This is a genomic window from Natrinema ejinorense (genome assembly GCF_002494345.1).
GTDB classification, from domain to species: Archaea; Halobacteriota; Halobacteria; order Halobacteriales; family Natrialbaceae; genus Natrinema; species Natrinema longum.
The window spans coordinates 204,661-217,824 of sequence record NZ_NXNI01000001.1 but is presented as its reverse complement, the minus strand read 5'-3'; the positions used below and the strand labels follow the sequence as shown (position 1 = coordinate 217,824).

General features: G+C 62.8%; 15 protein-coding genes and 1 pseudogene. 8 read left to right on the top strand and 8 right to left on the bottom strand.

All coding sequences use genetic code 11. From position 1 onward, the window contains the following. Nucleotides 1-156 precede the first annotated feature (156 nt). A complete protein-coding gene (locus tag CP557_RS01010) occupies nucleotides 157-954 on the top strand; it encodes an SIR2 family NAD-dependent protein deacylase (protein ID WP_097378189.1) in 798 nt (265 codons plus the stop codon). Nucleotides 955-1,066: 112 nt separating this feature from the next. On the opposite strand, the gene CP557_RS01005 is transcribed toward CP557_RS01010, so the two are convergent. The 5 genes from CP557_RS01005 to CP557_RS00990 form a co-directional block, all read right to left on the bottom strand. Further along, on the bottom strand, nucleotides 1,067-1,768 hold the full coding sequence (locus tag CP557_RS01005; RefSeq protein ID WP_097378188.1) for a phosphoglycerol geranylgeranyltransferase: 702 nt from the start codon (nucleotides 1,766-1,768) through the stop codon (nucleotides 1,067-1,069). 251 nt (nucleotides 1,769-2,019) lie between these two features. Beyond that, the gene (locus tag CP557_RS22355; RefSeq protein WP_169924316.1) at nucleotides 2,020-2,193 is read right to left on the bottom strand and encodes a hypothetical protein; all 174 of its coding nucleotides are present in this window, start codon (nucleotides 2,191-2,193) and stop codon (nucleotides 2,020-2,022) included. Nucleotides 2,194-2,415: 222 nt separating this feature from the next. After that, nucleotides 2,416-3,606, bottom strand: a complete 1,191-nt coding sequence (locus CP557_RS01000) for a threonine synthase (protein WP_097378187.1) — start codon at nucleotides 3,604-3,606, stop codon at nucleotides 2,416-2,418. Nucleotides 3,607-3,739: 133 nt separating this feature from the next. Beyond that, on the bottom strand, nucleotides 3,740-3,916 hold the full coding sequence (locus CP557_RS00995; RefSeq protein ID WP_006108486.1) for a 50S ribosomal protein L37e: 177 nt from the start codon (nucleotides 3,914-3,916) through the stop codon (nucleotides 3,740-3,742). Then, a complete protein-coding gene (locus CP557_RS00990; protein ID WP_097378186.1) occupies nucleotides 3,913-4,140 on the bottom strand; it encodes an LSM domain-containing protein in 228 nt (75 codons plus the stop codon). Before CP557_RS00990 ends, CP557_RS00995 begins: the two co-directional genes overlap by 4 nt. A gap of 207 nt (nucleotides 4,141-4,347) precedes the next feature. Between CP557_RS00990 and CP557_RS00985 the strand changes: the two genes are divergently transcribed. From CP557_RS00985 to CP557_RS22350, 6 genes are all read left to right on the top strand, one after another. Next, a complete protein-coding gene (locus CP557_RS00985) occupies nucleotides 4,348-4,659 on the top strand; it encodes a hypothetical protein (RefSeq protein ID WP_097378185.1) in 312 nt (103 codons plus the stop codon). A 95-nt stretch (nucleotides 4,660-4,754) separates the two neighbouring features. After that, on the top strand, nucleotides 4,755-5,714 hold the full coding sequence (locus CP557_RS00980) for a zinc-dependent metalloprotease (protein ID WP_097378184.1): 960 nt from the start codon (nucleotides 4,755-4,757) through the stop codon (nucleotides 5,712-5,714). A 120-nt stretch (nucleotides 5,715-5,834) separates the two neighbouring features. Next, nucleotides 5,835-6,662: a pantoate kinase gene (locus CP557_RS00975; protein WP_097378183.1), complete on the top strand. Its 828-nt coding sequence runs from the start codon at nucleotides 5,835-5,837 to the stop codon at nucleotides 6,660-6,662. Nucleotides 6,663-6,857: 195 nt separating this feature from the next. Beyond that, complete coding sequence (locus tag CP557_RS00970; protein ID WP_097378182.1) at nucleotides 6,858-7,640, top strand: 4-phosphopantoate--beta-alanine ligase; 783 nt, start codon at nucleotides 6,858-6,860, stop codon at nucleotides 7,638-7,640. Nucleotides 7,641-8,127: 487 nt separating this feature from the next. After that, nucleotides 8,128-8,514 (top strand): hotdog family protein, encoded by a 387-nt coding sequence (locus tag CP557_RS00965; RefSeq protein WP_097378181.1) that lies wholly within the window; start codon nucleotides 8,128-8,130, stop codon nucleotides 8,512-8,514. A 193-nt stretch (nucleotides 8,515-8,707) separates the two neighbouring features. After that, complete coding sequence (locus CP557_RS22350; protein WP_169924315.1) at nucleotides 8,708-8,872, top strand: hypothetical protein; 165 nt, start codon at nucleotides 8,708-8,710, stop codon at nucleotides 8,870-8,872. A 366-nt stretch (nucleotides 8,873-9,238) separates the two neighbouring features. Here the strand turns inward: CP557_RS22350 and CP557_RS00960 are convergent, their stop codons facing one another. Beyond that, a complete protein-coding gene (locus CP557_RS00960) occupies nucleotides 9,239-9,643 on the bottom strand; it encodes a DUF5518 domain-containing protein (protein WP_097381474.1) in 405 nt (134 codons plus the stop codon). 135 nt (nucleotides 9,644-9,778) lie between these two features. On the opposite strand from CP557_RS00960, the pseudogene CP557_RS00955 reads away from it, so the two are divergent. Next, a pseudogene (locus tag CP557_RS00955) lies at nucleotides 9,779-10,456 on the top strand (IS6 family transposase). A gap of 248 nt (nucleotides 10,457-10,704) precedes the next feature. Here CP557_RS00955 and CP557_RS00950 read toward each other — a convergent pair. After that, nucleotides 10,705-11,337 (bottom strand): GAP family protein, encoded by a 633-nt coding sequence (locus CP557_RS00950; protein WP_097378180.1) that lies wholly within the window; start codon nucleotides 11,335-11,337, stop codon nucleotides 10,705-10,707. A 290-nt stretch (nucleotides 11,338-11,627) separates the two neighbouring features. Then, the gene (locus CP557_RS00945; protein WP_097378179.1) at nucleotides 11,628-12,827 is read right to left on the bottom strand and encodes an AI-2E family transporter; all 1,200 of its coding nucleotides are present in this window, start codon (nucleotides 12,825-12,827) and stop codon (nucleotides 11,628-11,630) included. Nucleotides 12,828-13,164: the final 337 nt, after the last annotated feature.

Here is a 13,164-nt window from a genome sequence, read left to right as displayed (position 1 = left end):
GCAGGCGGAACTTAAGCACAGTCGTTCGGAGTCGCGCTCGTCTCGCCGATCGGATTCACTCCTCGAGCGCTCCCACGAGTTCGGCTAGGGATCCACATCGGTCGACAAATGTCCTCGTCCGTCCTCTTTTTGTCGCCTCACGCACTGTGTGGAAGTATGGGCGACCTCGAGCGACTCGCCGACGACGTTCGTCGGGCAGACACGGTCGTCGCCTTCACCGGGGCCGGTATTTCGGCTCCCTCGGGCGTGCCGACGTTCCGGGGCGACGACGGCGTCTGGGAGCGATTCGACGAAAGACAGTTCGCCTACGGCCGGTTCCAGCGCGATCCCGAGGGGTTCTGGGAAGACCGCGTCGAGTTACAGCGGACGATGTTCGACGGCGACTTCGAACCGAACACGGCCCACGAAGCGCTGGCCGCGATGGGACGGGACGGCGACCTCGAGGCCATCCTCACCCAGAACACGGACGGATTACACGGCGAGGCAGCGGCGGTCGGCGGCGAAACGAACGACGCCGAACCCAACACTGCGCGCGACACGGACCCGACCGTCCTCGAGCTTCACGGCAACTCCCAGCGGGTCCGCTGTACCGACTGCGGGAACCGCCGGGACGGCGATCCGATCTTCGAACGGGCAGCCGACGGCGACCTGCCGCCGACCTGTGACTGCGGTGGCGTGTTCAAACCCGACGTCGTCCTCTTCGGCGAGCAGCTCCCGGGGGCGGTCATCCAGCGGGCTCGATCGCTCGCCCGCGAGAGCGACGTCTTCCTCGCGATCGGCTCCTCGCTCGTCGTCGAGCCCGCAGCCTCGCTCCCGCGACTCGCCGCATCGACCGGCGCGACCGTCGGCATCCTCAACCTCGAGTCGACGCCGGTCGATGGGATCGCGGACATCGTCTCTCGCGAAGACGTGACGGACAGCCTCCCTCGATTACGGGACCTCGTCCTCGAGTGATGGGGCGTTCGAGGGACTCGCTCGCGCACTCGACGGAGAGTGACGGCGTCGGCGTCTGACAAAACAGTCGAGACCGGGGGGAGACGCGCTCGAACGGGATCGACGGCGCGCGTCAGGCGTCGTTGGCCGCTTCGACGGTCTGTCGAACCGCCTCGATGCCCTCGTCGTGCGCGAGGTCACCGACGACGATGACGTCGGCGTGCTGGGCCATCGAATACGCGGAGTCGTAGTCGTGAATCCCGCCGCCGTAGAACAGCGTCGATTCGTCGGTGGCGTGGGCCGCGGCCTCGACGACGCTCTCGTCACCGAGGATGCCGGAGTACTCGACGTAGACGATCTCCTGCCCGAACATGTGCTCGGCGACCGTCGCGTAGGCGGCGACGTCGTCCGCGCCGAGATCGCAGTTGGCCTCCGTTAGCTCCGCGACGTCGGCCTCGGGGTTCATCACGATGTAGGCCTCCGTCGTCGTCCGTTCCCAGTCGAGGTCCCCCTCGAGTCGCACCCATTCCTTGTGGGCCTCGGTGATCCAGAACGGCGAGCCGGCGTTGAAGACGGTCGGAATCAGATAGCCGTCCAGCGCGTCGTCCTCGAGGACGACCTCGGGGTTGGAGGGCTCCTGATAGAGGGCGACGTCGTGTTCGGCACAGGCCTCGATGACGGCGCTCATGTTCTCCTCGGTGATGCCCATGGTGCCGCCGACTTCGATCGCGTCGGTGCCCGTTGCACAGAGATCGCCGTAGGTCACACCCTCCGGTAACTCCTTGTCCGGATCGAGCTTGAGAATATGGTTCCAGTCATCCCAGGGGGTAGTCATACCGCGTCGTTTCCCGACAACCAGCAAAAACGCTACGGAACGGCCCCGTTCCGAGCCCCATCATCGAGATAGGCGTCGAAACGATCCGTCGAACGTCTCGGGGCGACAGGTGGGGGGTAACCGCCCCCCGATCACGATCGACGGCCGGGACCGATCGAAACGCCTCGCGGAGACGGGGACCGGTGCTCGTGAGACGGGACCAGCGAAGTCTGGGGTCCAGAGCCGGTCACTGCGTCGCTGATGCCGTCAGGTCACAGCTGTTCGGCGCTGACAGCGCGGAGCGAGCTGTCGTTCTCGACTTCCCAGATCCGCAATACGAGGTGGGCCTTGCAGTAGTATTCGGCGGTCTCGAGACCGGTCTCTCCGTTCTCGAGGACGAGCTGGCAGGTACCCCCGTTCGAACACTCTGGTGAATGTTCACACATTTGAACTCGGTTGAACTACTCGTCTCCCGGTCAAGACTTTGTCGGTGAAAGAGTTCGGTCGTCGCGCCCGAAGTGGACCCGTGCTATCGATTCGACCCGTCATACTCGGGGATACCACCGGCTACTGACGGCGATCGGACTGAGACGTTCGCGAGCGCCGACAGCACGGTCGAGACAACACGCGGGTCAGTTTCGACCCCCCAGTACGGGCGTGGACTGCCGCTAGACGCCCTGACTCATCAGGTGGCTGCGCAACACGTCGGCTTCCTTGTTCCCGGAGCCGGTGTTGACGATGACGACGGTTTCGTCGCCGTCGAACGCGCCGCGTTCGGCGAGTTCCCACGCGCCGCTCGCGGCCGCCCCTGCGCTGGGGATCAGTTCGAGGCCCGTCGTCTGGGCCACCCGGACGGCGGCTTCGAGGATGTCGGGATCGTCGGTCGCGACCGCGCCGCCGTCGGTCTCGCGGATCACCTCGAGCACCCGCGCGCTCGCGGTCGGGTCCGGCACCTCCAGTTCGCCACAGATCGTGTCCGGGTGGTCGACCGGTTCGTGTTCGTCGCGGCCGTCCTCGAGGGCATCGACGATCGGCGCACAGCCGGACGCTTGCGCGGCGTAGAGGGCCGGCGTCTCGTCGATCAGGCCCAGTTCTCGGAACTCCCGTGTGGCCTTGGCGAGGCCGACGAGTCCGGTGCCGGCTCCCGTCGGATAACAGATCGCGTCGGGCACCGCCCACTCGAGCTGTTCGGCGAGTTCGTAGAACAGCGTCTTCGCGCCCTCGTGACGGTAGGGAGTGTCGAACGACCGGAGCGAGTACCAGTCGTCGTGTTCGGCCAGTCCCTCCTCGAACGCAGCGGCGGCGTCGTCGAAGCGACCGCCGACGACGTTCATGTCGCCGCCGTGGACGTTGACCATCGCCTTGTTCGTAAAGCCGGACCGTGAAGGGAGATACGCGTGTGCCTCGAGTCCCGCGCGGGCTGCGTAGGCCGCGGCGGCCTGGCCGCCGTTGCCCGTCGAGGGGAGCGCGACGTCGGTCGCGCCGTGCTCGAGTGCTGCCGTCACGGCCATCGACGCGCCGCGATCCGTGACCGAGCCCGTCGGGTTCCGGCCCTCGTCTTTGATCAGGACGCGTCCGACGCCGAGTTCGTCGGCCAGATCGGGACAGTCGACCAGCGGCGTGGCTCCTTCCGCCGTCGTGACCGCGGACTCACGGGCGACGGGCAGCAGTTCCGCGTAGCGCCACTGCGAGTCGAACGGCCGAGATGCGAGCCGCTCGCGATCGAGGTCGATCGCGTCGTACTCGTAGGTCGGATCGAGCGCACCGCCACACGCCGGACACTGGTGTGATTCGGCGGCGTCGACGGTGGCCCCGCAGTCGACACACTCGAGGCCGTCAAAGGCGGCTGTCAGGTTCATACTGGGATGTTCGCGGCTCCGAACTAAGGGTTGTCCATCGACGGCTCAGTCCGACGCGGGGAGCGGCGATCGATCGCGATCGAAGCGAGCGGTGAGTCTCGGAGTCGGTGACCCGAACGAGAGAACGAAGAGATCAGTTGTCGCCGGTCTTCGACTGCCACTCGTAGTCGCGGCGTTTGGCGGACTTGCCGAAGCCACACGACGAGCAAACTTTCTTTTTCGTGTGATAGGACTTCTCTCCGCAGCGACGACACTTGGTGTGGGTCGTCTTGTTCTTCTTTCCTTGGCTTGGGGTTCCTGCACCAGTCATGGAGTGATCGAGACGACGTTATCGCCGCGTATAATGGTTGTGTCTTCGACTGGCGCCTCGTCGTCGATGCCGCCCTCGACGGGAATCGTGACGTCCTCGAGGACCAGGTTCATGTGTTGGTCGTAGCCGGCGAGTTCGCCGACGTACTCGTCGCCACTTTTGAGCCGCACCGAAACGCGTTCGCCGAGCGACGCCTCGAGGACGTCCAGCGGTCGTCCACTCATACGCAACACCGCAGGAGATGGATACTTAATCGTACCGGTCCGGACTCCGTCGTCTGACGGCGAGAGGACGCTACTCCCTGCCGTGGCTCGGCGAGACACGGGTGGCGTTTCGACGGTCGTCTCGAGTCCGAGACCGCGTGGCGAGGTGGCGGCATCGTCCCCCTGGCGAACCAAACGGCTAAGTGTACGCTCGTTGACCGACTGATCATGGGAGAGAAGAAATTCACCATCATCGAGTTGCACTTCGACGGCGACACGCAGTTCGGACCCGGAACGATCGGCGAGGCGCTCCCGATCGGCGGAACGAGTTCGACAGCGGAGACGGATTCCGAGACGGAGACCGAACCCGACGAGAGCGTGGCCGCGGACGACTCCGGCGGCAAAGGAAAAAGCGCCGCCGGCGCACTGATCGCACTGGTCGTCCTCGTCGGGATCGCCGCCGCCGTCAGGAAGTTCCGGGGCGATGACGAGGAGTCGGAACTCGAGCCCGAAGAGGAGCCGGACGTCATCGTCAACTAACCGCCGACCGTCCGGCGACGGCCCGCCAACCGGCCGACGGCACCGGGTCCCGACCGAGCCGAACGCTTTTGCGCTTCCTTCCCGTACCCGTAGTCGTGAACCTCTATCGTAGCGCTCGGGCCGTCGCCGGAGCGTCCGGTGACGACGCGATCGACTGGCGCTCGGCCGCCGACGCCGCCAAGGCGGCGACCGACCCCGGGTCGCTCGTCCTCGAGTCCGGCGAACGCGAGGCCTACGCACGCGACGTCCGTGACGCACGAGCGGCCGTTCGAACGGTTTCCGGCGTCGAGTTCGACGTCCCCGAGACCGTCGAGATCCAGAACCGCCACCACTGGATCGACGCCAACGTCGCCACCTTCGAGCGCGTCATGAGCACCCTCGAGACCCACACCGGCGCGTTCCCCGGCGTCGCCCGGACGATCAACACGGGGACGATGACCGTCCTCCTCTCGTTTCTCGGGCGGAACGTCCTCGGCCAGTACGATCCGCTCTTGCTCGCCGACGCGCCCGCGAACGATCACGCCCTGTACTTCGTCCGGCCGAACATCCTCAACGCCGCCGAGAAACTCGACGTTGACGCCGATCGGTTCCGCCGCTGGATCGCGTTCCACGAGGTGACCCACGCCGCCGAGTTCGGGGCCGCACCGTGGCTCTCGGATCACCTCGAGACCCGCATGGAGGAGGGGATCGCGACGCTCTCGAAGGGCTCGTTCGACCGGGAGGCGTTCCGCGATCTCGACGCGGCGATGACCGTCGTCGAGGGATACGCCGAACTCCTGATGGATCATGCCTTCGACGAGGAGTACGAGGACCTCCGGCGCAAACTCGACGAGCGACGGCAGGGCCGGGGCCCGCTCCAGAAGCTCTTCCGTCGCCTGCTCGGGCTCGGGCTGAAGGAACGCCAGTACGAACGCGGCAAGAACTTCTTCGAGCACGTCGTCGCGGTCCGGGACCTCGAGACGGCGAGTCTCGTCTGGGAGGGACCCGAGTACCTGCCGAGTCACGACGAACTCGACGCGCCGGGGTCGTGGATCCGACGCGTCGATCGTCGATAGGTGACTGCGTCCGGGCGATCGCTCTCTAATAGGTCTGCCGACAGTTTCCGACGGGCTGCCCGCCGAAACGGCGAGTGGAACCTTCAACGTTATATCGGTCGGGCCGAAAGCGTGGCGGTAATGCGCGAGGAGGCGACGGCGTTCGTCCCCGGCCACGTTACGGGCTTTTTTAGCACGCACCCGGACGAGGATCCGACGAAAGCCGGCTCACGGGGAGCGGGACTAACGCTTACTGACGGTGTCGAAGTAACGGTCGAACCGGCGGAGGAACCAACTATCGTCCTCGACGGGGCGGAAACCGACGTCGAACCGGTGACGACCGTCCTCGAGACCCTCGAGGTGACCGCCCGCGTCGAGGCCGACTCCGAGCTGCCGATCGGGGCTGGGTTCGGTGTCTCCGGTGCAATGGCGCTTGGCACGGCACTCGCGGCCAACCGCGTGTTCGAGCGCAAACTCTCCGCGAACGAACTCGTGACGGTCGCCCACGGTGCCGAAGTCCAGGCCGGGACGGGACTGGGCGACGTCGTCGCCCAGGCACACGGCGGCGTTCCGATCCGCCTCGAGCCGGGTGGCCCACAGGACAACAAACTCGACGCGATTCCGTCGCGGGCGCGCGTCGAATACGTCTCGTTCGGCGAACTCTCGACGGCCGACGTGCTCTCGGGGGAGACCGAGGAACTGACGGCCGCCGGGACGGAGGCGCTCTCCCGGCTGGTCGAGGAGCCGACGCTACTGTCGTTCATGTATGCGTCGCGGCTGTTCGCACGCGATGCCGGCCTCCTCACGGAGCGGGTCACGGAGGCGATCACCGACGTCTCGGCGGTCGACGGCCAGGCATCGATGGCCATGCTCGGTGAGACCGTCTTCGCGCTCGGAACGGGGCTGTCCGATGCGGGGTACGATCCGTCGGTCTGTGCGACGCATCCGGCCGGTGCGGTGTTGAAGTAAGCGCTCGCTTGAGCGGACGGGGACCGTCTCACGCGCAGTCCTCCCGGCCGCCTGCGAGCGGGCCGACACCATCGCGTTCGGCTGGTATCGGACCGACCCCCGCGGCGGTGTGTCACGCGAGCGATCGGCTGGGCGGTTCGCGGCCGCCGCCGACCGATCGGGCCGTTTTTTATCGACCCAATCCAGTAATCGATCGTGAGCGACTACGACACCGTCTCTGCCGACGTCGAGCACGAGGAGGAGATCCCGGAGGACCACCCCAGATATCAGGACCTACTCACCCGGCATCGGATCGAGAAGGGCGTCGAAAAAGGAATCACACACCTCCAGGGGATGCACGCCGAGGGACGTGGCAGCGCCTTCGATTACCTGCTGGGCGAGGAAACCCTGCCCAGCGCCGACGCGGCCGAACGGGCCGCCGCAGCCCACCTCCTGCTGGCGGATCACCCCGTCCTCTCGATCAACGGCAACGTCGCGGCGCTGGTTCCCGGCGAAATGGCCGCCCTCGCCGACGCCGTCGACGCCGACCTCGAGGTCAACCTCTTCAACCGCACGCCCGAGCGGATCAAGGCCATCGCCGACCACCTTCGGGAGCACGGCGCTGCCGACGTGAAGGGACTCGAGGCCGACGCGCACATTCCGAACCTGGATCACAAGCGGGCGAAAGTCGACGCCGACGGCATCTACGAGGCCGACGTGGTGCTCGTCCCCCTCGAGGACGGCGACCGCGCCGAAGCCCTCGACGAGATGGGGAAGACCGAAATCGTGATCGATCTCAATCCGCTCTCGCGCTCGCCACAGGTCGCCGACGTGCCGATCGTCGACAACATCATCCGTGCGATCCCCAACGTGACCGACCACGCGCGCGAGTTGGCGGACGCGGACGAGGCACGGCTGCGAGCGATTACCGACGACTTCGACCGGGAGCGGGCGCTCGAGGAAGCCGAAACCCGCATTCGGAACGGCATCGATCGGTAGCGAGGCTCATCGTCGAACGGGCGGCGCTGTAGCGCTGGTTCTCGATGCGTTCGACGTGGTATCGACTCGGCGATCGGATCGGTCTGGTCACTACTCGGGAGTTCCCACGCCGAAATTCGGATTCAATATATCGTCTTTTGGTTTATCAGGAGAGGACGACGGCGTGCTCGTCCGATCGTTCGACGGCGAACGACCGCGATAACCACGTCTGCGTCGCTGCACGCTCGAGTACTCGGCTGTCCGTGACTGAAAAACACTCCAGCACTCCTCGAGGAGGGCCGCCCACGAGTTATCGGGAAGACGATCTTCGGGTTCAAATATTGGAAGCGGAGAACCTCGCGAACTCCTTCTCGACGACGGGCCGGCCCTCGGTTCGCTGGCCGCGCGAGTGCGACCAGCCCGTGAATCGGTTCGGGTACTAGAACCGGCCTCGTCTCCCTATCAGTTGCTTCTTCTATCGAGATCCGAATGAGAGACGTAGATCTCAATGACTCAGCCAATCGAGGGCGAGACGAGAACGTTCGAGCGAACGTTCACAGTCGAAGACGTCCAGCAGTTCGCAGCACTTTCCGGTGACGACCAACCCCGACACACCGAACCGGACGAGGACGGGCGAGTGATGGTACAGGGGTTGCTGACCGCGACCCTGCCGACGAAAATGGGGAGCGATGCCGAAGTGTTGGCCAGTACGATGGAGTTTAACTTCCACCAGCCAGTCTATACTGACGAATCGATCACGTGTCGATCGACGTACGACACTGTCGTCGAGCGAGATGACCGCTACGAATTCACCTCGGACGTCGTTTGTGAGAACGAGGCCGGGGAGACCGTGTTGACCGCGACGATCGAGGGAATCATTCTGAAAGACGCGTGAACGGCCGGCCGCCGTCATACGGGTTGCTGGCCCGAGTGACCGGCGACCCACGGACGAGTTGTGGGGTTGCCGACGCTGACTGACAGCGGTCCGTCTCGCTTCTCGAGCGCTGTCCACAGAGAATGGGGCCGTGAACACGTCGTGAGCCTCGACCGTCGAATCGCTTATCGCTCCTCGCCAGGTTGTCACGAGTATGACCCGCACGACGTACCAGTGTCCGTGTGGTGCCCGCATCGAATTCAGACACGACCTCGAGAAAGAGCGGGGAACGGTAACGCCGAGCTGGAAGTGTACGGACTGTGGGACGCCGGTCCCAGGGATGACCGCGGAGAAAATCAGACACCAGCACCCGTCCTGACCGTCGCCTCGGTGTGAGGCGACCCGCTCGTGAGAACCGTCGTCGGAACCAGATCTAAATGGCATAACGATATATCAAACTCGTCCGATCGGCTCGGGGCAAGTTCGGGATATTGATATCCACAAACCACCAGTGTACGTACAAGTTGTGTGAGAACAGCAGGAGAGTCTGTTGACGGTTTCGTTTAGAACATTATTGCAGTGAAGACACTGGCCACTACGTGCGAATCTAACCGACGGGGACGTCTATCGTCGGCTATCGGTTATCGAGGAAATCTTTACACTGAAACATCGGTTCGGCGAGACGCTGCGGGTAGAACGCGGTTTGGCCAGTTCAGAGTGAGGAAGTTGCCGTTGCTGGCAACTATCAGGCCCGTACGCCTGCCGGTTCTGGAGCAATCCGGCGACTCTTCGCCCACGAGCCGATCGCGCCACCCAGCGCACCGGGGATAGCGTAGAACGCGAGCACGAGTATGCCGAGGATGAACACGCCAGTCGATGCGACGAGGCCCCCGAAGAGGAGGGTCGTGAATGTCGCAAAGGCTAACACGACTAGCGATCCGAAGACGGTTGCTATACCGCCATGAACCGCGCCAGAACTCATCGTTCCGCCAGCGAGGTAGCCGGCGGTGAGCCCACCGAGGACGCCGATCGTTCCCGAGTACAATACCACCATCGAGGCTTCGGATCCCACGTATATGAGACCGCTAATGAACCCGAGTGCGAGGGTCACGACGAACCCAGTTATTACAGCTGACCATTTGATACTCATCATCAATTGTTAGTACGCTGTCAAACGATATAAAGAACACTTCCGAAGATAGAGATAATCCAATTATACAGATAAAGGCACTGTCTAGTTGAGTCAGTTTGAGAAATGAGCAGGTCGTTGAGTGAATTGGCTAAGATGCTCGCAGACCTGCTCAGCGAGAGCTATGCGGCGGATTTAGAAGAATCTTGGGAGAACGAGCGGACGGCGACGCCCGTCAGGGCGTTCGCCGTCCGCCTCCACCAGACTGGTTGTTCGCTTCGGGAGACAACAACGATTCTCGCTGAATTAGGCGTTGAACGTTCTCACGGAGCGGTTTGGAACTGGGTTCATCGGCTGTCTAACAGTGGATGCGACCCGCCGACGGCGACGCCGTCGCGGGTCGCTGTCGACGAAACTGCTGTCAAGATCAACGGCGAGTAGTCTTGGTTGTATGCTGCAATAGACATCGAGACAAAAGTAATTCTCGACGTTGCGTTGTTTAGTCGACATGGCACCGATCCGGCGGCTGCGTTTCTGCAGAAACTCCGCGAGAAACATGATCTCTCCGAGGCTGAGTTTCTCGTCGATCAATTTGGCTATCGGACTGCCCTTTCCCGAGTCGGACTGAGCGGTCGGGTCAACTATACCGACCGAAACCTCATCGAAAAGTGGTTTCATACCCTCAAAATGCGCATCGACCGGTTCCATAATTCATGGGTGGGCAGTCGGTCAAGCGTCCGAGAGTGGCTTGAACAGTTCGTGCATTACTACAACCACCAAAGACCGCATCAAGCTCTCGATGGAAAAGCGCCAGTCGAGGTGATCCAGAACTAGACAGTGCCCAGATAAACAATACCTACGTAATATGATATAAATCGATGTTAGAAGATAGATTCCGTACGATTACCGCAGAACGATACGATTTACTTAAAATATATCTTTCCATATTTGTTGTGTGACAATACGTTCGGAAATCGACTACGGGACAGTCAAGAGGGAGAACGCGCCGACAGGACGGCGTGGAGCGTTCTAGTCTCTGGCCCTTTCCGCTCCTGAGGCGTTGATCGGAGGTTCGTGGACGGCTATCCGAAGAGATTCTGGAGGGTCAAGACGACGAAGAGCAGAATCACCGCTTCGGAGATGATCCAGGCGTTGCCGTTCATCCAGTCGCGGATCTTCGGGAGCGTGGTTTCCGCTCGCTCGCCCAGCACGAATACGCCAAGCGACGGAAGTGCCAGGATGAACAGCGTGAGCAGGACGAACCCGGCCGCATCCGTGACCGGGGCGCCGTTCGCCGCGAGGTAGGTGCCGACGCTCATCGAAGTGACGATGTCGGTCGGGAAGAAACCCAACAGGAGGAACCCCAGTCGAAACGAGAACCGCGGCGTCGCGGTGGTCAGCTTGCCCATCCACGCCGGTGGCTCAGACACGTTCCGCTTCCGGTAGGTGTCCACCGCTGCATAGAAGAGGAGGACGAGAACGACGACGTAGAGCAACTGTTTTGCGCTTGCACCGAGAAATCCGCCACCACCACCGAAACTGTTCCCGAGGAGGTACGCGATGCCGACGACGAGACTGATCGAGAGGAACGCACCGAAGACGTACGCCGTCGAGTTCGCTCGCCACTTTTCGCTTGTGGCGAGGAAGATAGGGGAAAGTATCTGTGGGCCCGCAATCATCACGATGGCCAGTGGGAGTACTTGTACGAGGCTCATGACTCGTCCCTCTCATGACCCGATTCGTTCTGCCGACCGGCACCCCCGTTTTTCGGAACGTGCGCCATAGACAACATCAATCTCCTTCTCTCGGAGAACCGTAAGCCAGCAACGGCAATTAGTGTTATTACATTTATATGTATGTTACTTTCTCTTTTTCATAGGTCCTGCACTCGTTTGTGGTTGCGTCGCTGCCAATCGGACCCGGCACCACAGCGAGCGCGTTGACGTGATTTCGGGGACCAAGTCGCTCGGCGACGGGCGGAGACGGAATCTCCCATGGGTACGGTTCACCCCGTTCCGATGTCGGTCCGGTCCGTTTCGGACGGAGGGACGTCTTCCATCTCGCCGACGGTCTCTGCGAACTCATCAAGCGTGTGTTCGGGTTCGACGTCGACGCGCTCGTGATCGGGGTCGGCCAACACTGGCAGGATCATCCGAACGAACGTCACGATGAACACCATCAGGAACGGGCCGAGGAAGATGCCCGACCAGCCGAACAGCGGCGGGCCGAACAGGTACGCGAACATCACGAGCCCAGTGTTGAGCAGTCGCCCGGAGAGGTACGGCCGGATGTACGTCCGGACGAGGTTGTCGAACGCGACGACCATGACCGCGAGGAACGCTATCGGGAACCAGAGGAGTCGCGGATCGACCGTCGCCGCCTGAACCGCGAGGGCCCCGGCGATCGCGAAGTAGACGATCGACCGACCGACGAGCGGGACGAGCGTGAATAGCCCTGTGACGACGGCGAACAGCACCGCCGATGGGATCGCCAGTCCGCCGGGCGCGACGACGTTAAACAGCGTGTAGACGATCGCCGAGAGGATGATAACCGCGAAGATCGTCATCGTGTAGCCGAAGTAGATCGAACCCAGTCCGCGATCGATGGCCGAGAAGTATTCGGTCGTTAGGCTGTCCTCGCCGAATACGTTCGATTCGAACCAGTCGGCGATGTCGCGGTCGCTGACCAGCAGGAAAAACGCGATCAGCAGCGAAATAAACATGTTGAACAGCACCGCGCCGATCGCCCCAACCGCCTGACCAACGGAACCGAGCAGGGTCTGCACCGACGGGTCCTGGATCAGAACGGCCGTGGTGTCGTACACCTCCGAAGGTGTGTTCGGGAGGTCGGTAACCTGAACCGGCAACTGCGCGAGGATTCTGTCGATCGGCAGGTCAGCGACCGCCGTCACCAGTTGCCCGAGCGCGACGAGCAAAATCACACCGAGCATCATCACGATCGGGACGACGATCAGGAGCAGCGTCAGCGCCGCGACGAGGGTCGGCGAGGCGATGCGCCGTTCGAGTCGCTGCGTGATCGGCCGCGCAACGTAGTAAACGAACAGCCCGAGGACGAGCCATGGGAGGTACTGGTCGACGACAAGTCCCAACACGGCCAGCAACGCAAGCCCCAGAATCCACCACCCGAGGCGGTCGTGAGCCGGCCAGACGCGGACGTTCCGGATCCGTGAATTGGTTCCATCCATAGATAGTGATACCATACCAACACCATTAACAAAATTGTACCCTCGGACGGAATTACTGGGAAACGGACTTCGAGACGGCGCAGCGGTGGAGCCGTGTTCGGTTGTTCACGTTCACCTTTGTCGCACTGCTGTACGATCTCTGGCGACTCACGGCCTATCTAGTGAACGTCGGAATGGGCCGTGATATTCGCTCATCACCGGCCGGACGATATCTCCGCGAGGGCGGCTGAAACTGCAGGCACGTTCCGTAGTCTCCCCGCGGAGAGCCACAGCATCCGTCCTTTCTGTTGAATCTTGCGTGGTGGGTCGTGTAACTGCAGATCACCGATCGTCGGTG